This is a genomic window from Acidibrevibacterium sp. (genome assembly GCF_049965395.1).
Classification (GTDB): Bacteria; Pseudomonadota; Alphaproteobacteria; order Acetobacterales; family Acetobacteraceae; genus Acidibrevibacterium; species Acidibrevibacterium fodinaquatile.
On the sequence record NZ_JBMFWJ010000043.1, the window covers coordinates 1 to 24,227 of the forward strand.

A 24,227-nucleotide genomic window follows, 5' to 3' on the forward strand; every position below is an offset into this window, starting at 1 on the left:
AGGGGAGAATTGATTGCCGACCCGCGTCTCGGTGCCGGTCTGCGGGGCGGTCACCGCGATCGAGGAGGAATAGACCTCGGTGCCGTCGATGAAGAATTGGGTGCCGGAGGCGTCGCTGATCAGCTCGTAGGTGTGCGAGACAGTGAGGCTAGGCGTTGCGACCGGGATCCCGGCGAGGCTGTCGCCGAGCCGGAAATCGCCACCGGCGAGTCCGATATAGAAACCTGGGCCGCCGGAGTAGCCTTGCGAGATCATCTCGACCGTGCCGCCGCTATAGGCGGCGATGGTGGCGTCGAAAGTGATGGTGAAATCTGAATTCGGGATGGCGAACCCCGAAATCTGGGCGTAGGCCGACGTGCCGTTCAGAACGAGGCCGCCGCCGCTGACGGTCGCGCCGCCTGCGAGGGTCGCGTTCAGGTCGCCGACACTGTCCGTGGTGGCATTGTCGAAGCTGTATTCATGCAGCAACGCCGCCGCCGCGGGTGTGGCCGCCAACAAACTCCCCGGAATGAGGCTGATGCCGAGCAGAAAAAACCGGAACCGCGCCATGGCTTCCGTTTCCCCTGCAGAAAATTATGAATACGATTCAATTAAAGTATTATTTAATCGAAATCAACAAAAATTTACCGCGCGCGAGGCATCATCCGTCCCGTGTGAGCGAATGCCTGGCCGTGCCGCAACCGGCATGCGGGCGCAGCGGCGATGGCGGGCGGTAAGACCGGCGCCGGAACGCCGCTGGCAAATCCGGCGCGGCGCGGGATCATGCCAGCCGGGTCTGGCCGGCGGCAGCGGGTTGGGCCACGATGGCGGGATGCAGAGGGAATACGATGCGCGCCGTCGTCGCTGCTTTCGCGGTGACACGTGGCGACGGGATGAGATGTCGCGGCCGGCCCGGGGCGGCGCCCTGAACGTGCTTTTTCGCCGATGAGCGCCGTTCGCGAAATTTTCGACCGCCGCGCCGTGCGCCGCAAGCGCGAGCGCGCGGCGGCGCAGGTCGGGCTGGTCGCAGATCTGTTGGGCGAGTTCGCGGCGCGGCTGATCGACCGGCTCGATGATACGACGCGACGGTTTTCGCGCGCCCTCGATCTCGGCGGGCGCGGCGTGGTTGCGCCCTTGCTGCGCGCGCGCGGGATCGCGGTGGTTTCTGGCGACCTTTCGCCCCGCATGGCAGCGCTTTCCGGGGCGCCAGCCGTCGCCCTCGATGAGGAGTTTCTGCCCTTCGCGCCGGCGAGCTTCGACCTCGTCATCGCCTCGCTCTCGCTGCACGAGGTCAATGATCTCCCCGGCGCCCTGATCCAAATCCGCCACGCTCTGGCGCCGGGCGGGCTTTTTCTCGCGAGCTTGCCGCTGCTCGGCACGCTCGGCGAGCTGCGCACAGCCCTTCTCGAGACCGAGGCGGCGATCAGCGCGGGTGCCGCCGCACGGGTCTCGCCGTTCCCCGATCTTCGCGACTGCGCCGGGCTTCTCCAGCGAGCGGGCTTTCATCTCCCGGTCGCTGATAGCGAGGAGATCCCCCTGCTCTATGCCGAGCCGCTGGCGCTGCTCCGCGATCTGCGCGCCGCCGGCGAGGGCAATGCGCTGGCAGCGCGCAGCCGGCGCATCCCGCCACGTGCCCTGTTTCCCGCCGCCCTCGCCGCTTTGCCGCGGCGTGACGGGCGCGTCATGGCGACGTTGCGGCTCGCCTTCTTGACCGGCTGGGCCCCGGATTGACCCTTGCCAGCGTCGCGCGGGCCGCGTATGGCGGTTGCGAGCGTTTCATCGTGGAGGATCGGTCGGATGCGCCTTGCGGTGCTGAGGGAACGTCATGCCTTTGAAACTCGCGTGGCGGCAACGCCGGAGACGGTGAAAAAATTGATCGCGCTTGGCCTCACCGTGGTGGTCGAGACCGGCGCTGGGCATGGCGCCGCGATCGCCGATGACGAATTCCGTGCCGCTGGCGCCGAGATCGGCGCCGATGCCGCGGCGACGCTTGCCGAGGCTGACATCGTCTTCGCGGTGCAGATGCCGGAGGCCGATATCCGGGCGCAGATGAGGCGTGGCACCCTCCTCGTTGCGATCGCCAATGCCTTTGCCGACATGTCCCTGGTGCCGGCGCTGGCGGAAGCCGGGATCGACGCCGTGGCGATGGAATTGCTGCCCCGCATCACCCGCGCCCAAGCGATGGACGTGCTGTCGAGCCAGGCCAATCTCGCCGGCTACCGCGCCGTCACGGAGGCCGCGGTGACGTTTCAGCGCGGATTTCCGATGATGATGACCGCCGCTGGCACGGTGCCGCCGGCACGCGTCTTCGTCATCGGCGCCGGTGTCGCCGGGCTGCAGGCGATCGCGACGGCGCGGCGGCTCGGCGCCATCGTCGCGGCGACCGATGTCCGCCCTGCCGCCAAGGAGGAGATCAAATCGCTCGGCGCCGCCTTCGTCGGTGTCGAGGACGAGGAGACCGCCGCCCAGACCGGCGCCTATGCCCGCGAGATGAGCGAGGCATTTCGCCAGAAGCAGGCGGAATTGATGGCCGCGACCGTCGCCAAGAACGATATCGTGATCTGCACCGCCCTCGTTATGGGGCGCAAGGCGCCGGTGATCGTAACTGCGCCGATGGTCGCGGCGATGCGGCCGGGGAGCGTCATCGTCGATCTCGCCGCCGATTCCGGGGGCAATTGCGCGCAAACGGTGGCGGGAGAAAGCCACGTCACTGAAAACGGCGTCACCATTCTCGGCTGGCGCAACTGGCCGGGGCGGATCGCCGTTGCCGCGAGCAATCTCTATGCGCGCAACCTGCTCACCTTTCTCTCGATGTTCTGGGACAAGGAGGCGAAGGCGCCCAAGCTCCCCGAAAGCGACGATATCATCAAAGGCGTGCTGCTGACCCGGGGCGGGGCGGTGGTGCATAGCCAGTTCCAGCCCCCGAAAGCCGCGTAAGAAGGTCGAGGAAGATCGCCGATGAATCCCCATGAACTGGCCGAAGAGGCCGCCGGGCTCGCGGATCGTGCGAGCGCGCTTGCCGAACATGCCCGACAGATGGCCGAAACCATGGCGCCCGCCATCCATGCCGGCGCGCCGTTCGTCTATCTCCTGACGGTGTTCGTGCTCGCCTGTTTCGTTGGTTATTACGTGGTGTGGAATGTCACACCGGCGCTGCACTCGCCGCTGATGGCGGTGACCAATGCGATCTCCTCGGTGATCATCGTCGGCGCCATGCTGGCGACCGGGCTCGCCGCGACCGGCATCGGCGTCGGGTTCGGGTTCGTTGCGGTGCTGCTGGCTTCGGTGAACATCTTCGGCGGCTTCGTCGTCACCCAACGCATGCTGCAAATGTTCCGCAAGAAGACGAAGTGAGGACGCCATGCCCGAAAGCGTGACTTCGGCGGCCTATCTTCTCGCTGCCGTTCTCTTCATCCTGGCGCTGCGCGGTCTTTCGCACCCCGATAGCTCGCGGCGCGGCAATCTTTTTGGCATGGTGGGGATGGTCATCGCCATCCTCGCAACCCTCGCGCATGGCGCGATGTCGCTGGCCGGCTATGGGCTCATCGTGCTCGGGCTTGCGATCGGTGGCGGCATCGGGGTGGTCGTTGCACTTCGCATCAAAATGACGGCGCTGCCGCAGCTCGTCGCCGCGTTTCACTCGCTGGTCGGGCTCGCTGCGGTCTTCGTCGCCGCCTCGGCGCTGGCCGCGCCGCAAGCCTTCGGCATCGGCGAACCCGGCGCCATTCATCTCGAAAGCCTGATCGAGATGTCGATCGGCCTTGCGATCGGCGCCATCACCTTTTCCGGCTCGGTGATCGCGTTTGCGAAATTGCAGGCCCTGATGCGTGGCGCGCCGATCACTTTCCCCTTTCAGCATCAGATCAATCTCGCGATCGGCATCGCCATCGTCCTCCTCGTCATCGCCTTTGTTGCGACCGGCGGCGTGGCGACGCTGTTTTGGCTGATCGCGCTGCTCGCCTTCCTGCTCGGGTTTCTGCTCATCATTCCGATCGGCGGCGCCGACATGCCGGTGATCGTCTCGATGCTGAACTCCTATTCCGGCTGGGCGGCATCGGGGATTGGCTTTACCATCCAGAACCTTGCCCTGATCATCACTGGCGCTCTCGTCGGCTCGTCTGGCGCTATTCTCTCCTACATCATGTGCAAGGGCATGAACCGCAGCATCATCAACGTGCTGCTCGGCGGCTTCGGGACCGATTCCAGTGCCGCCGGCCCGGCGGGCGCCGGGATTGGCGACCGCACCGTCAAAAGCGGCGCCGCCGAGGATGCTGCTTTCATTCTCAAAAACGCCTCCAAGGTGATCATCGTGCCGGGCTACGGCATGGCGGTCGCGCAGGCGCAGCACGCCTTGCGCGAAATGGCCGATCTCCTGAAAGCCGAGGGCGTCGAGGTCAAATACGCGATCCACCCGGTCGCCGGGCGCATGCCCGGGCACATGAACGTGCTGCTCGCCGAAGCCAATGTGCCTTATGACGAAGTGTTCGAACTCGAACAGATCAACAACGAGTTTTCGACCGCCGACGTCGCCTATATCATCGGCGCCAATGACGTCACCAACCCGGCGGCGAAGACCGACGCCTCCTCGCCGATCTACGGCATGCCGATCCTCGAAGTGGACAAGGCGAAGACGGTGCTTTTCATCAAACGCTCGATGGCCTCGGGCTATGCCGGCGTCGAAAACGAACTCTTCTTCCGCCCCAACACTATGATGCTGTTTGGCGACGCGAAGAAAATGACCGAGGAAATCGTCCAGGCGCTCAATCACTAAGGCCAGCGCGCTGTGACGCGCAGGCGAGAAAAGTCGGGACCACCGGGTCGAGGGTGAACGCGACCGTCTGCCGCCAGCCGAGTTCCTGCCCGGTGCCGATATCCCTGACCCGGCAGGGGCGCGGCAAAGTCAGGATGAGCGGCCATGGCGTGCGCGGCGCGGCGGAAAAATCGCGCTGAAGGGCGATAACCATCCGCCCGTCAGCCGCCGCAAGCCGGGTCACGGTGACGTCCTCGGGCGCTGTCCCCGCTACCGTTGCGAGCATGAGCGGCGGCGTGAGGCCAGCGCTGGCGAGGATGTGCGCAAGGCGTGGGCCGGCATCCGCCGCTTCAGGGTCGAAGCGGGTCATCGCCCCATCAAAGGCCGGCGCGGCGCGGCGCCTGCCATGCTCGTCGAAGCGCCCGGGGATGGCGGTTGCGATCACTATCCCGCCGCCGGCGGTGAAACGGCTGATCGTCGTGATCTCCGCCTGCGACAGAGCGAGCGAGTCCGGTAGAAGAAGAACGCGAATCCCCGCTTTCAGCCAATCGCCACGAGCAAGCTCGGCCGGTGACAGAATAGCCGGCTGCCACCCGCGCGCACCGAGGAGATGGAGAAAGCTGGCGATGGCATGGCTTTGCGGGTTATCTTGATATTCCGCATCGGCGCCGCGCCCTGCCCAGTCACCGCCGTCGGCGGCGCGATCGAGGAGCCAGCGCAGCCGAAAACTCGCCGGCGAATAAAGGATCGCGATCGGATCGGTCGGCCGCCGGGCGGTGACCAGGAGATCCCCGAGCGGGCCGCGCAGCGCCGCGAAATCCGCCGCCGCCGCCCGCCCCCAGGGACCTAGCCGGCCATCCGACGTCGCGAGCGCCTGGTTTTCGTCCCATAAAATCACCCCGCCCATGCCCGCGATCACGCCATGCCAGAGCGCCGCACGGGCCTCCTGATCGGCGCCGGCGATGGTCATCAGCGTGATCAGTTTCGGGTTCATCTCGCGCGCGATGGCAACGCTCGCGCCGAAATCATAGATTTCCATCACATCCACGGCATTGGCCAAACGGGTGTAGTCATAGCCACCCCAACCTGGGATCTGCGCGCCCTCGATCGCCGCGAGCGCGCTCGGGTCAGCGGCGTGGATGGCTGCGGTGCCGGCATGAACCGCCTCGGCAAACGAAACATCCATCCACGCCTTGAAATCCATCCACGGCGCGAGATTGGCCATCCCGCCGGCCAGCGCCTGGTCGGTGGTTTCCGGCATGATTTCGTCCCAGCGCCGATAGCGCGTTCCCCAAGTGCGGTTGAGGGCGGCGAGATCGCGATACTGATCACGCAGCGAGACACGAAAACGCGCAAGCGCCATCGGCGAAAAATCGAAATCCCAGGCGGCGGAAAGATCGCCGATCCCGGCCTCGTCGGCGAGGTCGTAATAAAGCGGCCGATCGGCGCGTAGCGTCTCGACGATGTGCGCAAGGCGCTCGGCAACGACATGCCACGCAGCCGCATCGACGAGGCTCGGGACGCGCTGAAACGGCGCGAGAGCGCGGGAATCAACGCGATGCTGCGCTTGTGCGGCAAGAAACGCTGCGTTTACCGTCGCACTTCCTTGCCAGCGATGATAGGGGCTGTAAAAATCGGTCGCGATATTTTCGACATAAAAACGAAGACCAAGCGCGCGATAGGTCGCAATGTGCGGATCGGCGGCGGTTTCCCCGCCGTCACGGCGCGCCCGCACCATTCCTGCCGAGACGCCGATCTCACGCAACGCCGCGATTTGCGCCGCGCTTTCGGCCTGATAGAGGATGATCTCGAAATGCGGCCAGTCAGCCGCGTTTGCGGTGGCGAGGAAAGTTAGAGGGAGAAATAAGGGAAAAAAGAGTTCTTTTTTGAAAAAAAGAACCAAAAAACTTTTATCCCGTTGGGCAGTGCCGCAGGCACTGCCCTTCCGAGGACGTTGACGTTCCGAGAAGCCAGGACAAAAGTCTTTTTGCTTGTTTTTCTTCAGAAAAAGAAGCATTTCCTAACGACCCGGGCCGAGATATTTGCGATAGGCGGCGATCCAGTTCGCAGCGATGTCATGCTGCGCGGTGGCGAGCGGAAGACGGTGGGAACAGACGAGTTCGTTCAGCGCCCGCTCCAAATCGTCCTTGCGCGCTGCATCCCAGCCATTGCGGGCATGGCGCGGCTCGACCCAGAGATTGGCCCAGGCCAGTGGCGCGCCGCCGAGTTCGAGCGGGATGAGATGATCAAGTTCGTAAAACCGCAGCCGCTCGCCACGATGGCCATAGGCCGCCATCAAATCGCGCTTCATCCGATAGCTAACATCCTCGGGCGGGCGGACGCTGTGGGCGTAGCCAGGAACGCAGATCGTGCTTCCGATATTGGCTTCGGTCACCCGCGGGTCGATGGCACCCGGTGTTAGCCGCGGATCGGGGAGAACCTGCGCGCCGGCGGGAAGAGCGATGACAAGGAAAAAACCCGCGAGCGCAAGCCGGCGCCGCATGTCACCGCTCACCGGCCACTATTCCGCCGCCGCTGCCACCGGCGCAAGCACGTGAAACCCTTCATAGCCGTTTGCCGCTACCTTTTCGCAGATTTCACGATAGACGCCGACCCCGCCGATATAGGGCATGAACACGCGCGGCTTGCCCGGAATGTTCGCGCCCATGTACCACGAATTCGCGGCGGGATATAATGTCTTGTGCGCGACCTCGTTGACATGCGCGACCCAAGAGTCTTCGGCCTCGGCGCTCGCCTCAATGCCGGCGGCGCCTTGGGCGCGAAGATCGGCGAGGCAGCGCACGATCCAATCGACATGCTGCTCGATCGAGACCATCATATTGCTCAGAACCGAGGGACTGCCAGGGCCGGTGATCATGAAGAGATTGGGAAATCCCGCCGCCATCAGGCCGAGATAGGTGCGCGGCCCGGCCGCCCATTTCTCACGCAGGCTTTCGCCCTTGTCATTCTCGATCGCAATCGCGTTGAGCGCGCCGGTCATGGCATCGAAGCCGGTCGCGAAGACCAGCGCATCGCATGCGTAATGCGCATCCTTGGTCTCGACCCCGGTTTCGGTGATCGCGATGATCGGGGCTTCGCGGACATCGACGAGGGTGACGTTGGGGCGATTGAAGGTCGCGAAATAATCGGTATCGACACAGATGCGCTTGGTGCCGATCGGATAGCTGGTCGGCGTGAGCTTCGCGGCCGTCTCGGGATCGTGGACGATCGCGCGAATTTTCTCGCGCACGAAGGCGGCCGCGGTTTCGTTCGCTTCCTGATTGACGATCAGATCGTTGAACGCCGCCATGAACGGAATCCCGCCCGCCGCCCAGCGATCCTCGTAGATCTTGCGGCGTGTCTCGTCATCGACATCGAGCGCGGATTGATTGTTGAGGTCACAGACGATGCCGTTTCGCGTCTCCCATGCCCGCGCCCGCAATTCCGGATAGCGCGCTTTCCACATCGCCTCGTATTCCACTGGCATCGGGCGGTTATGGGCCGGGATGCTGTAATTCGGCGTGCGCTGGAACACCGTCACCGCCGCTGCCGCGGCGGCAATCACCGGGATCGCCTGGATCGCCGACGAGCCGGTGCCGAGGACGCCAACCCGCTGGCCGGAAAAATCGACCTCTTCATGCGGCCAATGCCCGGTGTGATAGGTGGGGCCGCGAAAGCGCTCGCGCCCTGGAAAATTCGGAACCCGCGCCGCAGACAAACAGCCAGTTGCCATCACGCAGTATCGCGCCATGACGCGATCGCCCCGATCGGTTGTGATCTCCCAGCGGCAGCGGGCGCGCTCGAAATGGGCGCGCTCGACACGGGTTTCGAAACGAATATCGCGGCGGAGATCGAAACGCTCGGCGACGTGCTGGGCATAACGCAAAATCTCGGGCTGCGGCGCGTAGATTTCCTGCCAGTGCCATTCCTGCTGTAACTCTGGAGAAAATGAGTAGGAATACTGCATGCTCTCGACATCGCAGCGGGCGCCAGGATAGCGATTCCAATACCAGGTGCCGCCGACATCGCTCGCCGCCTCAAAGACGATCGTGCGCACGCCAAGCGCGCGCAGCCGATAGAGCAGATACATCCCCGAAAACCCGGCGCCGACAATGACGACATCGACCTCGCCGGTCAGGGGTGGACCCGATTCCCGCACCGTCATGTTCGTTTTCTCCCTGTGTTTCCCACCACTCAACCGATCACCCTGGCCTCGCGCCACGCCGCGATCTCGTGCATCTCATAGCCGGCTTCACGCAGGATCGCCTCGCTATCGGCGCCGAGCGCGGGCGCGCGGCGCGGCGGCGTTTTGGCTTCGCCGGCGATCTCGAATGGGCTACTCACGGTCAAAAAATCACTGTCGGCGAGCGGGACGAGCGCGCGAATGGCGCGCGCCTGATGGTCATGCGGGATATCGCTCGGCGTTGCGACGACGCCGAAGGTGAGACCATGCGCATCGAGGCGCGCGTGCCATTCGGCGAGATCACGGCCGGCGAAAACCTCGTCGAAGACCGCGATCAGCGCCACCGCGTTTGCATGACGCGCTTTGGTGCTCGCAAAACGCGGGTCGGTGAGCAGATCGGGACGATCGAGCGCCTGCACGAGATCGGGGAATTGCCGGTCTTCGTTGAGCATCGACAAAATGAACCAGCGCCCATCCCGCGTGCGATAATGATGCGCGCAGGCATTCGGCGCCCGCTCGCGCGGCGGACGCGGGAAGAATTCTGCGCCGCACAGGGCCGCCTGCGCGAGACAACCATTCGACCACAGCCCATTGGCGAGCAGCGAGGTTTCGACATGCCCGCCGCGTCCGGTCCGCTCGCGACGCAGCAACGCCGTGACGATCGCGGCATAAAGCGCGACCGCGGTCGGATGATCGCCCATGCCGGGGACCGAGCGTGCCGGCGGCTGATCGGCGCTCGCGCGGACCTGGTCCATCAAGCCGGAGCGCGCCCAATAAGCGGTGGAATCGAAGCCTGTCTTGCCCGCCTCGTCTCCCACCTCGCCATAAGCGGTGAGTGAGGCATAGATCAGACGTGGGTTGCCCCGAGAGAGATCGGCGTGGGCAATGCCAAGCCGCCCACGCACGCCGAGCGGCATGTTGGTGATGAACACATCCGCGCTTTCGACCAGGCGGAGAAGGATGGCGCGGCCGGCGGCGGATTTGAGGTCGAGCGCAAGGCTCCGCTTATTGCGGCTATCGAGCAGCCAAGTATAATTTTCCGCGCTGCGCGGATAGCCCGGCATCGCCGCCAGCGCGCGATAAGGATCGCCGGCGCCAGGCGGTTCGATTTTGATCACTTCGGCGCCGAAATCCCCGAGGATGGTCGCAGCGGCAGGCCCGGCGATGAAACTCGCGCAATCGATGACCCGGAGCCCGGCGAAAAGCGACATGGGGTTTCCTCGTAGCTGCCTTTACCGCAATCAGAATGCCATGCTCCCCCGATGTGGGCAACCGCCGCCGATTGCGCCGCGCCTGCCGGCACCGTTGCATCGGATGGCCCCCACAGAGAGGAATTTCGCTTCTTAAAGGAGTTCCTTTTTCATCGTGACATAAATACCGCTACCCGGGCAGGCCCAAACGCCGCTCCGTCTCCGGGTCGAAGACATGCACCGACGCGACGTCGATCGAGACCGGGAGCATCTCGCCGGCGCCGACCGGAATCCGCTCGCGAAACGCCGCGGTCAGCTTTTCGCCGCCGATATCAAGCAACACCTGGGTTTCCGAGCCGGTCGGTTCGACCACCAGCACGCGCGCCGAAAAATCATTGCCGCCAAGACGGAAATGTTCGGGCCGCACACCATAGACGACGCGCCGGCCCACGCCTATCCCGCCAGCCGTGGCCATTGCAGGAGGCAGCGGCCAGCGCAGACCGGACGCGCTGACGATCGCACCGTCATTGAGCGTGCCGGCGACGAAATTCATCGCTGGCGAGCCGAGAAAGCCGGCGACGAAGAGATTTTCCGGCCGGTCATAGAGCGCGAGCGGCGCGCCGATCTGTTCGACATGGCCGCTCCGCATGATGACGATTTTGTCCGCCATCGTCATCGCCTCGATCTGATCATGGGTGACGTAGACGGTGGTGGTTTTGAGGCGCTGTTGCAGCTCCTTGATTTCGGAGCGCATCTGCATGCGCAGCTTGGCGTCGAGATTAGAGAGCGGCTCATCGAACAAAAACACCTGCGGGTCACGCACCAGCGCCCGCCCCATCGCGACCCGCTGGCGCTGGCCGCCGGAAAGCTGCCGCGGAAAACGATCGAGAAGCGTCTCGAGACCGAGAATCTGCGCGGCCTTTGTCACCCGCGCGGTGATTTCCGCTGTCGGCGCATGCGCAAGACGCAGCGCGAACGACATGTTTTGGCTCACCGTCATATGCGGATAAAGCGCATAGTTTTGAAACACCATCGCGACGTCGCGTGCCTTCGGCGGAATATCGTTGACCCGCCGCCCATCGATCAGGATTTCGCCATCGCTGATGTCTTCAAGCCCGGCAATCATCCTGAGCAAAGTGGTCTTGCCGCAGCCCGAGGGACCAACGAGAATGACGAATTCCCCATCGGCGATATCGACGTTGACACGATGCAAGACCTCGACCGGCCCGAAAACTTTGCGGACGCCCTTGATTGTCACCGCGGCCACGACGTCACCTCCAGACTCTGAAATGTCTTAGCCAAGGGCAGCTTCATAATCATCGAGAACTTGGTCGATCGCGGCGAGAACCAAAGCTCGCCCGGAAAACCTTTCGCCGGCTAAAAGGCGCGACCGCAAGGCCGGAAAGAAGTGATGTATCAGGGGCTTTGGCAAATCCAACGTCGCGAAACGAGCAAGTAGCGCTGTCACCGCCGCTTCGGCGGCATCCGACGACCAGTAATAGCGAATCCGATCGCTGAAGCCATAATGGCGCTGGATTTTCTGCGAAAGATCGTCACCGATGCAATGGCTCTGCCAGAATTTCGGCGTCTCTTGCATCACTTTTTCCATGATCGCAACAAGCGACTGAGCCCCTTCGCCATCGAGGATTCGCGCCACCGAATCGAGCGCGTAAAGCGCTTCCCGGAGCGCGAACGTCAAGGCCGGGCCGACCTTGAGAATAGCGAACCCATCGGCGACCAAAGCGCGCAGCGCCGAAACCGGTTGATAATCGGTCGAATGTGCCTCGTAAACCAAGCCGGGCATGCGGAGTAGGGCGTCTGCCAAAGCGCGCGCTTGCGACGGTTGATAAAGCACGATGCCGAAATTATCGTATTCGATGCCGGGTTGGACGACGATCGCGATGATCCGCGTGATCGCTTCTTGCAAACCGCATCGCGCGAAAATCTCGTGATGGAGCGCACGCGTTGCCACCGCCGCGTCTGGTGTCGTCGGCGCGATCGCGCCCGCGTCATTATGACCGCCGCCAGCCGGCGGGACTTCGGTGCCGATCACATAGTGCGGCGGCGCATGACCTGCTTCGCGCGCCGCGTCCTCAGCGGCGGCGGCGAGTCGGGCGGCGCGTTCGACGATGACGATTTCCGGCAAACATGGCGGATCGTCGGCGCAGGCCATGCTGGCATCGAGGTGGATTTTCGCGAACCCAGCGGCGGCGAAGGCGCGAACGCAGGCCTCCGCCTCACGCAAGGCGGTTGCCGCCGGCGCGTCCCGCCATGGCAACGGGCCGAGATGATCGCCGCCGAAAATGATCTGTGCCTGCGCCACGCCCTGCTTCTCGGCAACCGCCAGGACGGAGTCGCGAAACATCGCCGGTGTTGCCCCAGTATAGCCGCCGCGATGATTGACCTGATTGCAGGTCGCTTCGATCAGCACCGAATTGCCAGCGTGGGCGGCGCGCGCCAAGGCCGCCTCGATCACCATCGAATGCGCGGAACAGAGAGAGGCGATGCCGCCCTGTCCACGCCGGGCGACAAGGGTTCGAAAAAACTCCGGGTGCGGCGTGAAAGGCATCAACTCATCCAATTCCCGCCATCGACATTATAGGTTTGCGCGACGATGTAGTCGGCATCGTCGCTCGCGAGGAACACCGCCATGCCGGTCAAATCTTCCGGCCGCCCCATGCGGCCATAGGGTACCGCCGCACCGACCTGGCGCTTTTTCTCACCGAGCGGCAGATTTTCGTATTTCGCGAACAAGGCATCGACCTCGTCCCACATCGGCGTATCGACAACGCCAGGCGCGATCGCATTGACATTGATCCGATGCTTGATCAGGGCGAGACCCGCGCTTTGGGTAAAGCTAATGACCGCGGCTTTAGACGCGCAATAGATCGAAACAAGCGCCTCGCCGCGCCGGCCCGCTTGCGAGGCGAAATTGACGACTTTGCCGCCCTTGCCTTGCGCGATCATCTGCCGCGCAACCGCTTGCAGAGTAAAAATAAGCCCCTCGACATTCACCCGGAAGACCTTGTGGTAGCTCTCACGCGTAATGTCGGTAATCGGCGCGAGATCAAACACCGCCGCGCCATTGACGAGAATGTCGATCTGCCCCGCCTGTGAGATCACGTCCGCCACCATCGCAGCGATGGATTGCGGATCGGTGACATCGAGTGCGACGGCGAAGGCGCCATGACCGAGCGTCGCGGCGACGGATTTGGCTTCGTCCAACAAGCGATCCGCGACCACGACGCGTGCCCCCTCCTCGGCGTAGCGCCGGGCGACGGCGGCGCCGATGCCTCGTGCGCCACCGGTGATGATGGCGACTTTATCGGCGAGCTTTCCGTTCATGTCGCCCTCACCAGCAGGTATAGCCGCCATCGGCGAGCACGATGCTGCCGGTCAGCAGGCTCGCGGCATCGGAGGCGAGAAAGAGCACGACGGAGGCGATCTCTTCTGGTTGGCCGACGCGGCGCATTGGCGTCATGTCGAGCCAGGTCTTGTACATCTCGCCATTCTGCATGCCAAACCGGGTCAGCGGCGTTTCGATATAGGTCGGCGCGACGGCATTGACCCGCACGCCGCGTGCCCCCCATTCGGCGGCGAGCGAGCGTGTCAGATGATGAACGGCGGCTTTCGAAGCGTTATAAAAACTTTGTGGTTGCGGCTTGTTGACGATGAAGCCCGACATCGAACCGATATTGACGATGGCGCCACTGCCCCGCTCCAGCATGCGTTTTCCGAACCCACGGCAGCAATAAAACAGACCGTCGAGATTGACGGCCATGTGCATCCGCCAATGCGCGTCGGTGGTGTCCTCCGCGCGAACATCGCTGACCGCAACCCCGGCATTGTTCACCAGAATGTCGATATGGCGGTGATCTTTGACGACATTTTCGGCGAATGCCTCGACCGCCGCCGAGTCCGTCACGTCGAGCGGCGCGCCATGCGCGGTAATGCCGGCTTGTGCCAGTTCCTGCACCGCGCTCACGATGCGTTCGGGAATTTTCTCGGCGATCACCACCGTCGCCCCCGCTTCGCCAAGCGCCTGCGCGGCGCAAAGCCCGATCCCCTGCCCCGCGCCGGTAACCACCGCGACCCGGCCGTGCAAATCATATTTCTGCAGATACATTGAGCGTATTCCTTTCGTTACTTGATGGCGCCGAAGGTGAGCCCGCGAACCAGCTGTCGCTGGCTGATCCAGCCGAAGACGAGAATGGGCGCGATTGCCAGGACCGAGGCGGCAGAGAGTCTTGCCCAGAATAGGCCTTGCGGTGCGGAGAAAGAGGCGATGAAGGCGGTGAGCGGTGCGGCGCTGTGGGCCGAGAGGTTGAGACTCCAAAATGCCTCATTCCAGCAGAGAATAATCGAAAGCAGGGCGGTCGAGGCAATTCCGGGCAGGACGAGCGGCAGGAGCACGAGAAAAATGGTCTGGAGAACGCTCGCGCCGTCGATGCGGCTGGCTTCGATGATGTCTTTTGGCGTTTCGCGAAAGAAGGTAAAAAGCATCCAGATCGCGATGGGAAGATTGCTCAGCGTATTGACGATGACGAGCGCGCTCAGCGTGTCGAGAAGATCAAGATCGCGGGCAAGAAGATAGATCGGCACGAGAACGCCCACGGCTGGCAACATTTTCGTCGATAGCATCCAAAGCAAAAGATCGCGCGTTTTCGCGCCCGGGTAAAATGCCATCGCAAACGCCGCCGGCACCGCGAGCAAAAGCATGAGCAGCGTCGTGATGACCGATATCACGATGCTATTGAAGGCGAAGCTGGCGTAATCCTGCTCCGCGAAAATCGCGCGGTAATTGTCGAGGGTCGGAAGAAAGAGCAAGAGTGGCGGCGAGGCGATTGCCTCCACCTCGGTCTTGACACTCGCGAGCGCCATCCAAGCGATGGGAAAAAAGTTCAGCAGCGCTGCGAGCCAGGCGATCGCGGCGGCGAGGCGTTGCGGCGCCTTGCTCATACGTCGAGCCTTTTGGCGATCGTGCGAATGAGGAAGGCGGCGATGATATTGGCGAGCACGATGGCAATCACGCCGGCTGCTGACGCGCTGCCGACATTGAAGGCGAGCAGCGCGCGCTGATAAATGAGGAAGGGGAGATTGGTGGTCGCGATGCCTGGCCCGCCCGCGGTGGTGACGTAGATTTCGGCGAAAATGCCGAGAAGAAAAATCGTCTCCATCATGACAACGACGCTGATTGCCCGCCCCATATGCGGGATCTGGATATGAAAGAAGATCGCGATCGGCCCGGCGCCGTCGAGGCGCGCCGCTTCAAGTTGTTCCTGGTCGAGCGATTGCAAGGCGGTAAGCAGAATGAGAAAGGCGAAGGGCAGCCATTCCCATGAGACGATGATAATGATGGAGGTAAGGGGCAGGCTGCCAAACCAGTCAATAGCCGGAAAACCGAGGCCGCGCGCGATCGCGGCAAACAGCCCGTTCACCGGATGCATGAGAAGATTTTTCCAGATCAGGGCGCTTACCGTTGGCATGACGAAGAACGGCGAGATCATCAGCACGCGCGCAATACCACGGCCGGGAAAGGAAACGGCAAACAACGCAGCCATCACCGCGCCGAGGCTTACGGTGATCGTAAGAACGGCAGCGACCAGGAAGACGGTTGTCAGCAGAATATGCGAGAGCGCCGGGTCGGCAATGAGAAAGCGATAATTGCTGAGCCCGACGAAGCCGTGCAACATCGGGTTGAGGAGATTATAGCGGCGAAACGAAAACCACAGCGTCATCGCAAGCGGGACGGTCATCCAAAGCAGCAGCGCCGCAACCGAGGGGGCGAGAAGCGGAAAGGTATTGACCCGCGCCGTCTTTGCCGGCTTTCGTCGCACCTCTCCGCCCTCCCAGATCTAGCCTCGCGTTATTGCGTGTAGCCGGCTTGCTGCATGGTTGCCGCAACGCTGGCCTGCGCCTGTTTCAGCGCATCGTCGACGCTCATCTGGCCGGTCAAGGCGCCTGCGATCATTTGCCCGACCGTCGTGCCAATCGCCTGGAATTCCGGGATGGCGACATATTGGATGCCGGTGTAGGGCACTTTCTGCGCCGTCGGATGATTGAGATCGGCGGTCATGATGGCATTCTTGACGAAATCGGCAAACGGTGCTGCTTTCAGATAGTCCGGGTTTTCATACGTCGATTTGCGTGTCCCGGGTGGCACCACCGTCCAGCCGTCGGTCTTGCCAACCGTCTCGATATAGGCGCGCGATGTCGACCATTGCAGGAAGGATTTCGCGGCCGCGACGTTTTTCGAGGTTGAAGGGATCGCCAAGGCCCAGGACCAGAACCAATGCGCGCCGTTCGGCACTTTCGCGATGGGTGCGGCGGTGAAGGCGACCTTGTCGGCGACCTGGCTCTGCTTGCGGTCATAGAGAAGCCCGGCGCCGGAGGTCGCGTCGATCCACATCGCGCAATGACCAGTCGCGAACAGCGCTTGGTTTTCGTTGAAGCCGTTGGAGTTGGCGCCGGGCGGGCCGTATTTGTGCATCATGTCGATATAGAAATCCACCGCCTCGTGCCAGGCCGGGGTGTTCAATTGCGGCTTCCAGTTTTCATCGAACCAGCGCCCGCCGAACGTGTTCACCAGCGTATCGAGATAGGCCATGTTTTCGCCCCATCCCGGCTTGCCGCGCAGACAGATGCCATATTGCTCGTGTCCGCGATCCGTCAGCTTCTCAGCGAATGTCTTGATCTCATCATATTTGGGCTGGCTCGGCATGGTAAGGCCGGCTTTGTCGAAGAGATCTTTGCGATAATAGGTAAACGAGCTTTCGGCATAAAACGGCACCGCATAGAGTTTGCCGTTGGCCGAGAGCGCCTCGCGAACCGAGGGGAAGACGTCGTTCATGTCGTAGGACGCCGGAAATCCGTCGAGGCTGACGAGCCAGTTTTGCTTGCCCCAGATCGGGGTCTCGTATGACCCAATGGTGAGGATGTCGAACTGCCCGCCATGGGTTGCGATATCCGTCGTCACGCGCTGGCGGAGGACGTTTTCCTCCAGCACCACCCAGTTGATCTTATTGCCAGTTTCCTTCTCCCACTGGGTCGAGAGTTTCTGCATCTCAACCATCTGGGAGTTGTTTACGGTGGCGATGGTAATCGTCGCGGCGGCGGCGGAGAGAGACGAGCCGACCCAAAAACCGCTGGCGAGCATGAAGCTGGCGGCGATCGCGTATTTCATTCCCTGCGTATGATGACGCATTGCGTTCCTCCCGAGGATCTGGGCATTTGCCCTTGAAGAGGGCGTTACCTTCGGCCAGCTTCGCCTCCCCTGTCAAGCACCGATCATCGCGCCAACAGGCCTGCCGCGGTGGCCTCGTCGGTGATCAGGCTGTTCAGCAGCCCGCTCGCGAGGGCCGCCCGCAGCGCTGGCAGTTTCTCCGCGCCGGCCGCGACGCCGACCCGGATCGCCTCCCCGGCGTCCCCGGCCCAGAGCGCGGTGATGCGCGCGGCAAGTGGGGTTGCGACGCGCCGGCCGCGTGCATCGAAGGCACAGCCGGCGATTTCGCCAATCGCGCCGGCCTCCATCAACGCCGCGAGTTCGGCATCGGTGATGAAGCCGCTCTGATGCAAAGGCGCGCGCCAGCCGATATGGCCGACCCCGAGAATGAGACAACGCGCCTGACGATTGAGGTTTTGCAGAGTCTGATAGGCGCGCTGGCGCTCGGCGAGGGCTTTCTCCTCAGCGGTGCTGGTGGCGAGCGGCAGGGTCATCGGAAAACATTGGGCGCCAGTGCGCTCGGCGATCCGCGTCACCGGGTCAGCGGCCATCGCGCGGCCGTCATACCCAAGCGTGCCGCAGAGGGAAAAGAGCTTATGCTGCGGTGCATCGAGCGGTGAGATCTCGGCGGCAACGGCGCGCAGCGTGCGGCCCGTCGAAAAGCCGATGACGAGTGGCGCCGGTTGCGACAGCCAGGTTTCCAAATACTGCGCCGCCGCGATAGCAAGGCCGGGAAGGCTGCCATCATCGCCGTTCAGCGTCGGCACCACCTCGCAATGGGCGAGCTGATAGCGCGCGGTGAGCTGGTCGGCCTTGGCGAGACACGCCCCGAGCGGGTGATCGAAGCGGAATTTGATCAGCTTTTCGGCAACCGCGCGCGCGATCAGACGTTGCGCGGTCTGGCGGGAGACATGGAGCTGGGCGGCGATCTCGTCCTGCGTGCGCGCCGCGATGTAATAGAGCCACGCGGCGCGAGCCGCCTGATCGAGGCGGTCGCGGGCCAGGCGCTGGCGGCGGGCGTTGCTGTCGTCGGCCATCATCGTTCCTCATCGGCTTGCGTGTGCGGCGGGAGATGAGATATTGCTCATGGATAGGATAATTGCCAATATCATGGCGGTGTTGCGGGGAGGCGCGGAAAACAATGTCCGAGATCGTCACGGTGGGGGAATTGCTGGTCGACGTCCTGGCCGAGACGGTGGGGCAGGCTTTGTCCGCGCCGGGCCGCTATCTCGGGCCTTTTCCCTCGGGCGCTCCGGCGATTTTCGCCGACCAAGCGGCGCGACTTGGGATCAAGACCGCGATCGCCGGCGCCGTCGGCGATGATGCGTTCGGCAAAGCGGTGCTCGCGCGGCTGCGCCAAAGCGGCGTCGATATCAGCGCGGTGCGGGTGCTCGAGGACGCAACCACCGGCGTTGCCTTCGCGACCTATTTCGCCGATGGTAGCCGCGAATTCCTGTTTCACATGAAAGACGCAGCACCCGGCCGGTTTCGCGCCGATGACGTGTCGCCGGCGCTGTTCGCCGGCTGCCGGATTTTCCACATTATGGGATCCTCGCTATTTTCGGCGCCGATGATCGCGGCAATCACCCGCGCGATCGCGCTCGCCGAGCAGGCCGGGGCGCTGATTTCCTTCGATCCCAATATCCGCCCGGCCTTGCTGCGCACGCCGGGCGTCGCCGAGGCGATCCACGCCATCGCCCGCCGCAGCGATATTCTGATGCCGAGCGAGATCGATCTCGCCTTCCTCTGCCCAGGCGAAGAGGTCGAGGCCGCGCTCACCACCCTTCTCTCATGGCGCGCATCCCGGGTGTTCCTCAAGCTCGGCGCCGCCGGCAGCCGCTATGCCGATCGCCATCAGCGCCTTAGCGCGCCGCCTTTCGCGACCACCGAAATCGACCCGACCGGGGCAGGGGATTGCGCCGGCGCGACGTTTCTCGCCTCATGGTTGCGCGACATGCCGATCGAGCGCTGTCTCGCGCGCGCCAACGCCGCCGGCGCGCTCGCTGTTGCGCAACGCGGGCCCATGGAAGGCAATAGCGACGAGGCAACGCTGTCGGCGTTTTTGGAGAAGGAAAAAAATGTTCTTTTTTGAAAAAAAGAACCAAAAAACGTTTCCCCGTTCCGCGAATTCCGAGCATGCTTTATGCGAGGGTTTCCCCGGAGCCGTGCGGATAGGAGGAACGTAAGATGGCGTATTTCATCGGCGTCGATGGCGGGACGGAGAGTCTGCGGGCCCGGGTTTTCGACCTCGCTGGCCGCCCGCTCGGCAATGGCGTGAGCCCCTATCCGACCCACTTTGCTGCCGGCGCCCGCGCCGAGCAGGATCCCGAGGATTGGTGGCGAGCGCTCGGTCTCGCGGTGCGTGCCGCCGTCGCCGAAGCCGGGGTCGCGAAGGATCAGATCGAGGGGCTCTCGCTCGCGACCACCTGCTGCACCGTGGTCGCGCTCGATGAGGGCGGGCGCGCCTTGCGGCCGGCGATTTTGTGGATGGACATGCGCGCCGGCGCCGAGGCCGAGGCGGTGCTCGCGACCGGCGATCGCGCTTTGGTCGTCAATGGCGCCGGGCGCGGCCCGGTTTCCGCCGAATGGATGATCCCGAAGGCGCTCTGGCTTGCCCGCCATGAGCCGGAAAATTTCGCGCGTGCCGCGACGATCTGTGAATATCAGGATTTTCTCGCGCTCCGTCTCACCGGACGGCGCTGCGCAAGCGGCAACAACGCCTCCGTCCGTTGGCATTACGCGAGCGATCGCGGCGGCTGGCCGGCGAGCCTGGTGCGCGCGCTCGGGATCGACGGCATGCTCGAAAAATGGCCGGCGGAGGTGCTGGCGCCGGGCGCGGAGATCGGCCGGCTGACGCCGGTGGCGGCAAGCCATCTCGATCTGCCCGAGCGGGTGCGGGTGGTTCAGGGCGGTGCCGATGCCTTCATCGGCATGATCGGCCTTGGCGTGGCCCGCCCCGGTCAGATCGCGCTGATCACCGGGTCGTCACATTTGCAGTTCGGGGTTTCCGATCAGCCGCGCTTTGTGCCCGGGCTCTGGGGCACGTATCGGGATGCGGTCTATCCGGGACGCTATGTGCTGGAAGGAGGGCAGACCTCGACGGGCTCGATCATCGCCTGGCTCCGCCGGCTGATGGGCGGCACGCTCGATCTCGCGGCGCTCAATGAAGCGGCGGCGGCGCTGCCGCCCGGGGCGGAGGGGGTTTTGGCGCTCGATCACTTCCAGGGCAACCGCACACCGCACACCGATTCGCTCTCGCGCGGGGCGATCACCGGGCTTTCCCTGCACCATGGCGTTGCGCATATCTTCCGCGCGATTTTGGAAGCGATCGGGTTCGGCACGCGCGCTATCGTCGATGCCATGCGCGGCGCCGGCTTCGATGCCGCCGAAATGGTCGCCGGCGGGGGTGCGACGAATTCGCCGCTCTGGCTGCAAATCCATGCCGATACCGCCAATCTTCCGGTCGTCGTGCCCGATGTCAGCGAGGTGCCGTCCCTGGGGGCGGCGATCCTGGCGGCGGTGGGCGCCGGCCGCTTCGCCACGATCGAAGACGGAATCGCAGCGATGGTCCGCCCCGGCCGCCGCATCGAGCCGATCGCCGCCAATGTCGCGCTCTATGACGAGATCTATGCCCAGTACGCAGCGCTCTATCCGGCGCTGAAAACGGTACGCGAGGCCGGGGTCACGCCATCCCGCCATTGATCGCGATGGTCTGGCCGGTGATGTAGCCGGCTTGGTCGGAGGCGAGGAAACCGACCAGATCGGCCACTTCCGCCGCGTGTCCTGCACGCCCGGCGGGCACCAGTGCCTTGATCGCCGCCCTATCGAGGGCGCGGGCGGTCGCCGGGCTTTCGATCACCCCCGGCGCGACGGCATTGACGGTGACGCCGCGGCTCGCGACTTCGCGCGCGAGCGAACGCACCGCCCCTTCGAGCCCGGCTTTGGCGGCGGCGTAATTGCTCTGACCACGATTGCCGAGAGCGGCGGACACCGAAGAGAGCGCGATGATCCGCCCCCAGCGGGTGCCGATCATCGGCAGCAAAAGCGGCTGCACGGCGGCGTAAAACCCGTTGAGCGAGACATCGATCACCGCTCGCCAGCGGGCGAAATCCATCCCCGCCAGCGGCGCGTCATCATGGATGCCGGCATTGTGGACGATGATTTGCACCGGCCCGGCAGCGAGCAGGGCGGCGATCGCGGCGCGGCTCACCGGCTCGTCGGTGAGATCGCAGATCAACGCGTCGCCGCCGATCTCTGTCGCGAGATCGTTTGCTGCGGCCGCCTGCGTGTGGGCGTGGACGATGACGGCGCAGCCAGCGGCGGCGAGACGGCGGCAGATCGCCGCCCCGATCGGGCTTGTCCCGCCCGTCACCAGCGCCCGACGTTGCGCGCTCATGCCGCCGCTCCCGTGGCGGGCAAAACGATCACCGCGCGACCGGCGACCAGCGGCGCGCCGCCTTCGGTGGCGAGCGCGAAGCCATAGACCAGGCCGCGCGGGTCATCGAGAAGCCGCGTCGCGCTCACGACGATCTCGCCGGTGAGGGGCGAGGCGTGGAACATGACATCGTCGAGAGCGGCGAGAAACCCGGGCGCGCGCGGCGCGGCGCCGGCGAGTGCGCCGTGGAGGGCGGCCGCTTGCAACCCGTATTCGACGCCGGCGAGCGCCGAAACCTGGCCATCGCGGCGCAAAGGATGGCCCGGTGCCGACGGCGGGACGGCGCGGCAGGTGATCCGCGTTCGATCCCAGGCGAGTAAAGCTGCGAGCAGGCACATCGTCCCCTGATGCGGGATCAAGGCGGCGATACCGGCGCGGTCGAGCAACGCTGGCGATGACGTCATGGCGTAACCTCGAACGCGAGATGGCCGCAGAGCAGCGGCGCGGCAAGGCGCCGGCGCTCACCACGGGCGAGGGTTTCGAGCAAAGCAAGGCTCTGCGCGGCGGGATTGCCCTCGACCAGTGCCGCGAGCACCGGCGCGCGCGGCTGCGCGAGCGCTGCCTCGCTGGCCTCAAAGCGCGCCGCGATCCGCGCGCACGCGTCGGCGCCGGGGAGGTCAGGGGCGAGCACCAAGGCCATCGCGAAGGCAAAATCGGTGCGCCGGCAGCGGCTGAGCGGAAACGGCAGCGGCGCATCGAAGAGGCAAAACAGCACTGGCGCCGCTTCCGCCACGGTCTCGGCCAGCGCCTTGAGCAAGCCGGCGGCAAAGGTCGTGTCGTGAGCGGCGAGCGAATCGGCAGGAGCCCGGCCACCCTGGGCAATGCTCCAATAACCGGCGGCAACATTGTGGACGGAGTTGTGGAACTGGGTCGGCGAGACGCCGAGCGGCTCGGAGGGATCGGCGAGGGTTTTCAGGAGATCGTCGACCACCGCGCCTTCGCCGTTAGAACTCGCGAAGACGGCGCGGAGCCGTGCCGGGTCGAGCGCGGGATCAGCCTCCCGCGCCATCGCCACCGCCGCGTCCGCAACCGTGAGGGCAAGACGCACCGCCGGGCCCGCCCGTCTTCGCTCATTGGCGGGTAACAGGGTTGGCGCCGGCGGGGCTTGCGCCTCGGCGATCAGCGGCGCCGCGCCCGCGAGCCTGTCACGGCTCGCGGGCCAGCCGGGCAGTCCCGGCCCCCAGAGCCCGATCCCGAAAATCCGTGCGCACAGCATCACCGGCGGCCGAAAATCAGGCTGCCATTGGCGCCGCCGAAGCCAAAGGAATTGCTCAACACCCGCGAAATCGTGCGCTCGACATTGGCGGTCAGAACCTGGGCGCGAAAACCAGGATCGACCCGCTCGATATTGAGGCCGCCCGGCAGCAACCCGTTTTCCAGCGCAAGCAGTGCGATCACCGCCTCGACGATGCCGGCAGCCCCCAGAGTATGGCCGGTGAAACCCTTGGTCGAACTCGCCGGCACGCGGTCGCCGAACACCGCGGCGATCGCGCGATCCTCGCTCGCGTCGTTCGCTGGGGTGCCGGTGCCATGGAGATTGATGTAATCGATGTCATCGGCGGCGAGATCGGCGCGGCGGAGCGCATCGCGCATCGCGGCGATGGCGCCGAGCGCCTCGGGGTGGGGGGCGGACATGTGGTGGCCATCGCTCGATTCGCCGTAGCCGAGCAAGGCGAAGGGGCTGTCCTCGCCGCGTTCCAGCAACGCGAACCCGGCCGCCTCGCCGATCGAAAGCCCATCGCGTGCCGCATCGGTGGGACGGCAGGGGCCGGACGCGATGAGGCCGAGGGCCGCGAAGCCGGCGAGCGTCATGCGGCAAAGCGTGTCGGCGCCGCCGACCACGGCGGCATCGATCACCCCGGCGGCGATCAATTGTGCGGCATCGACGAAGGCACGCGCCGCTGATGCGCACGCCGTCGAAACCACGAAAGCCGGCCCGGCGAGGCCGAGTGCTGCCTGCACGAAGCGCGCGGCGGAGAAGAAATCATGGGTATGGGCGAAATCGAAATTTTCCGGCAGGGCGCCGGTTGCCGGGTCACGGGCGCGATAGGCGTCTTCGCCGCTGGCGATGCCAGACGTGCTGGTGCCGAGAATGACACCGATCCGCGCCGGCCCATGGCGCGCCGCCGCGTGCGCGACCGCCGCGGCGAAACCGTCGGTCGCGAGCGCGAGATCGAGCAACACATTGTTGCGGCAGGTGAAGGCGGCGAGCGGCGGCGCCAGGCGATGGCGCTCGACCCCGGCCACGCGGCCGATGAAGCCGCCGCCGGCGACCCCGGCGGCAGGATTGGCGACCAGCCCGCCGCGGCGCGCCCGCAGAGCGGCAAGATGTGCCGCTTTGCCCCGCCCAAGGGCGCTAATCAGGCTGGTTGCGGTGATGGCGAGCGGCGGCATCGCGGTCATGGCCAAGAGATTAGCAGATTGCGGGAAAAGAAAAGAACCAGGGATGCGCCCCCGCGCGGCTCAGC

General features: G+C 64.6%; 23 protein-coding genes. 6 read left to right on the forward strand and 17 right to left on the reverse strand.

Annotation, left to right across the window (positions count from 1 at the left end; all coding sequences use genetic code 11):
• The coding region (locus ACP5M5_RS11700) for a hypothetical protein (protein WP_427937575.1) at window positions 1-549 on the reverse strand (549 nt) is incomplete at its 3' end.
• A gap of 375 nt (window positions 550-924) precedes the next feature.
• Here ACP5M5_RS11700 and ACP5M5_RS11705 point away from each other — a divergent pair.
• The 4 genes from ACP5M5_RS11705 (at window position 925) to ACP5M5_RS11720 (ending at window position 4,750) form a co-directional block, all read left to right on the forward strand.
• A complete protein-coding gene (locus ACP5M5_RS11705) occupies window positions 925-1,710 on the forward strand; it encodes a methyltransferase domain-containing protein (protein WP_427937577.1) in 786 nt (261 codons plus the stop codon).
• A 66-nt stretch (window positions 1,711-1,776) separates the two neighbouring features.
• Entirely contained in the window at window positions 1,777-2,916 is a 1,140-nt protein-coding gene (locus ACP5M5_RS11710) for a Re/Si-specific NAD(P)(+) transhydrogenase subunit alpha (RefSeq protein ID WP_427937579.1), read from the forward strand.
• 21 nt (window positions 2,917-2,937) lie between these two features.
• The gene (locus ACP5M5_RS11715) at window positions 2,938-3,333 is read left to right on the forward strand and encodes a proton-translocating transhydrogenase family protein (protein WP_114913208.1); all 396 of its coding nucleotides are present in this window, start codon (window positions 2,938-2,940) and stop codon (window positions 3,331-3,333) included.
• 7 nt (window positions 3,334-3,340) lie between these two features.
• Complete coding sequence (locus ACP5M5_RS11720; protein ID WP_427937580.1) at window positions 3,341-4,750, forward strand: NAD(P)(+) transhydrogenase (Re/Si-specific) subunit beta; 1,410 nt, start codon at window positions 3,341-3,343, stop codon at window positions 4,748-4,750.
• Here the strand turns inward: ACP5M5_RS11720 and ACP5M5_RS11725 are convergent.
• From ACP5M5_RS11725 to ACP5M5_RS11780, 12 genes are all read right to left on the reverse strand, one after another.
• Window positions 4,740-6,632 (reverse strand): beta-galactosidase, encoded by a 1,893-nt coding sequence (locus ACP5M5_RS11725; RefSeq protein ID WP_427937582.1) that lies wholly within the window; start codon window positions 6,630-6,632, stop codon window positions 4,740-4,742. The two genes, ACP5M5_RS11720 and ACP5M5_RS11725, sit on opposite strands and share 11 nt — an antisense overlap.
• Window positions 6,633-6,749: 117 nt before the next feature.
• Window positions 6,750-7,244 carry a hypothetical protein gene (locus tag ACP5M5_RS11730; protein ID WP_427937583.1) on the reverse strand — a complete coding sequence of 165 codons (495 nt, stop codon included), beginning with the start codon at window positions 7,242-7,244 and terminating at the stop codon, window positions 6,750-6,752.
• Window positions 7,245-7,250: 6 nt separating this feature from the next.
• A complete protein-coding gene (locus ACP5M5_RS11735; protein WP_427937584.1) occupies window positions 7,251-8,894 on the reverse strand; it encodes a flavin-containing monooxygenase in 1,644 nt (547 codons plus the stop codon).
• 29 nt (window positions 8,895-8,923) lie between these two features.
• On the reverse strand, window positions 8,924-10,123 hold the full coding sequence (locus tag ACP5M5_RS11740; RefSeq protein ID WP_427937586.1) for a CaiB/BaiF CoA transferase family protein: 1,200 nt from the start codon (window positions 10,121-10,123) through the stop codon (window positions 8,924-8,926).
• A gap of 169 nt (window positions 10,124-10,292) precedes the next feature.
• Complete coding sequence (locus tag ACP5M5_RS11745) at window positions 10,293-11,369, reverse strand: ABC transporter ATP-binding protein (RefSeq protein ID WP_427937588.1); 1,077 nt, start codon at window positions 11,367-11,369, stop codon at window positions 10,293-10,295.
• Window positions 11,370-11,396: 27 nt separating this feature from the next.
• Window positions 11,397-12,671: a class II D-tagatose-bisphosphate aldolase non-catalytic subunit gene (locus ACP5M5_RS11750; RefSeq protein WP_427937590.1), complete on the reverse strand. Its 1,275-nt coding sequence runs from the start codon at window positions 12,669-12,671 to the stop codon at window positions 11,397-11,399.
• Window positions 12,671-13,447: an L-iditol 2-dehydrogenase gene (locus ACP5M5_RS11755; protein ID WP_427937592.1), complete on the reverse strand. Its 777-nt coding sequence runs from the start codon at window positions 13,445-13,447 to the stop codon at window positions 12,671-12,673. Before ACP5M5_RS11755 ends, ACP5M5_RS11750 begins: the two co-directional genes overlap by 1 nt.
• A 7-nt stretch (window positions 13,448-13,454) precedes the next feature.
• Window positions 13,455-14,228, reverse strand: a complete 774-nt coding sequence (locus tag ACP5M5_RS11760; protein WP_427937594.1) for an SDR family NAD(P)-dependent oxidoreductase — start codon at window positions 14,226-14,228, stop codon at window positions 13,455-13,457.
• A 17-nt stretch (window positions 14,229-14,245) separates the two neighbouring features.
• Window positions 14,246-15,061 carry a carbohydrate ABC transporter permease gene (locus tag ACP5M5_RS11765; protein WP_427937595.1) on the reverse strand — a complete coding sequence of 272 codons (816 nt, stop codon included), beginning with the start codon at window positions 15,059-15,061 and terminating at the stop codon, window positions 14,246-14,248.
• Window positions 15,058-15,939, reverse strand: a complete 882-nt coding sequence (locus ACP5M5_RS11770; RefSeq protein WP_427937597.1) for a carbohydrate ABC transporter permease — start codon at window positions 15,937-15,939, stop codon at window positions 15,058-15,060. The genes ACP5M5_RS11765 and ACP5M5_RS11770 overlap by 4 nt, the downstream gene beginning before the upstream one ends.
• A gap of 29 nt (window positions 15,940-15,968) precedes the next feature.
• A complete protein-coding gene (locus ACP5M5_RS11775) occupies window positions 15,969-17,306 on the reverse strand; it encodes an ABC transporter substrate-binding protein (protein ID WP_427937599.1) in 1,338 nt (445 codons plus the stop codon).
• 83 nt (window positions 17,307-17,389) lie between these two features.
• A complete protein-coding gene (locus tag ACP5M5_RS11780) occupies window positions 17,390-18,364 on the reverse strand; it encodes a sugar-binding transcriptional regulator (RefSeq protein WP_427937600.1) in 975 nt (324 codons plus the stop codon).
• Window positions 18,365-18,465: 101 nt separating this feature from the next.
• Between ACP5M5_RS11780 and ACP5M5_RS11785 the strand changes: the two genes are divergently transcribed.
• Together ACP5M5_RS11785 and ACP5M5_RS11790 are read left to right on the forward strand one after the other, a co-directional pair.
• A complete protein-coding gene (locus tag ACP5M5_RS11785) occupies window positions 18,466-19,416 on the forward strand; it encodes a sugar kinase (RefSeq protein ID WP_427937602.1) in 951 nt (316 codons plus the stop codon).
• 95 nt (window positions 19,417-19,511) lie between these two features.
• Complete coding sequence (locus ACP5M5_RS11790) at window positions 19,512-21,026, forward strand: FGGY-family carbohydrate kinase (RefSeq protein WP_427937603.1); 1,515 nt, start codon at window positions 19,512-19,514, stop codon at window positions 21,024-21,026.
• Here ACP5M5_RS11790 and fabG read toward each other — a convergent pair.
• From fabG to ACP5M5_RS11810, 4 genes are read right to left on the reverse strand one after another with little or no spacing between them, the layout of a single operon-like run.
• Window positions 21,007-21,720 (reverse strand): 3-oxoacyl-ACP reductase FabG, encoded by a 714-nt coding sequence (fabG, locus tag ACP5M5_RS11795; RefSeq protein ID WP_427937605.1) that lies wholly within the window; start codon window positions 21,718-21,720, stop codon window positions 21,007-21,009. The genes ACP5M5_RS11790 and fabG overlap by 20 nt on opposite strands.
• Entirely contained in the window at window positions 21,717-22,163 is a 447-nt protein-coding gene (locus ACP5M5_RS11800; protein WP_427937607.1) for a hypothetical protein, read from the reverse strand. Before ACP5M5_RS11800 ends, fabG begins: the two co-directional genes overlap by 4 nt.
• Window positions 22,160-22,975 (reverse strand): beta-ketoacyl synthase chain length factor, encoded by an 816-nt coding sequence (locus tag ACP5M5_RS11805; RefSeq protein WP_427937608.1) that lies wholly within the window; start codon window positions 22,973-22,975, stop codon window positions 22,160-22,162. The genes ACP5M5_RS11800 and ACP5M5_RS11805 overlap by 4 nt, the downstream gene beginning before the upstream one ends.
• A complete protein-coding gene (locus ACP5M5_RS11810; protein WP_427937610.1) occupies window positions 22,975-24,162 on the reverse strand; it encodes a beta-ketoacyl-ACP synthase in 1,188 nt (395 codons plus the stop codon). The genes ACP5M5_RS11805 and ACP5M5_RS11810 overlap by 1 nt, the downstream gene beginning before the upstream one ends.
• Window positions 24,163-24,227: the final 65 nt, after the last annotated feature.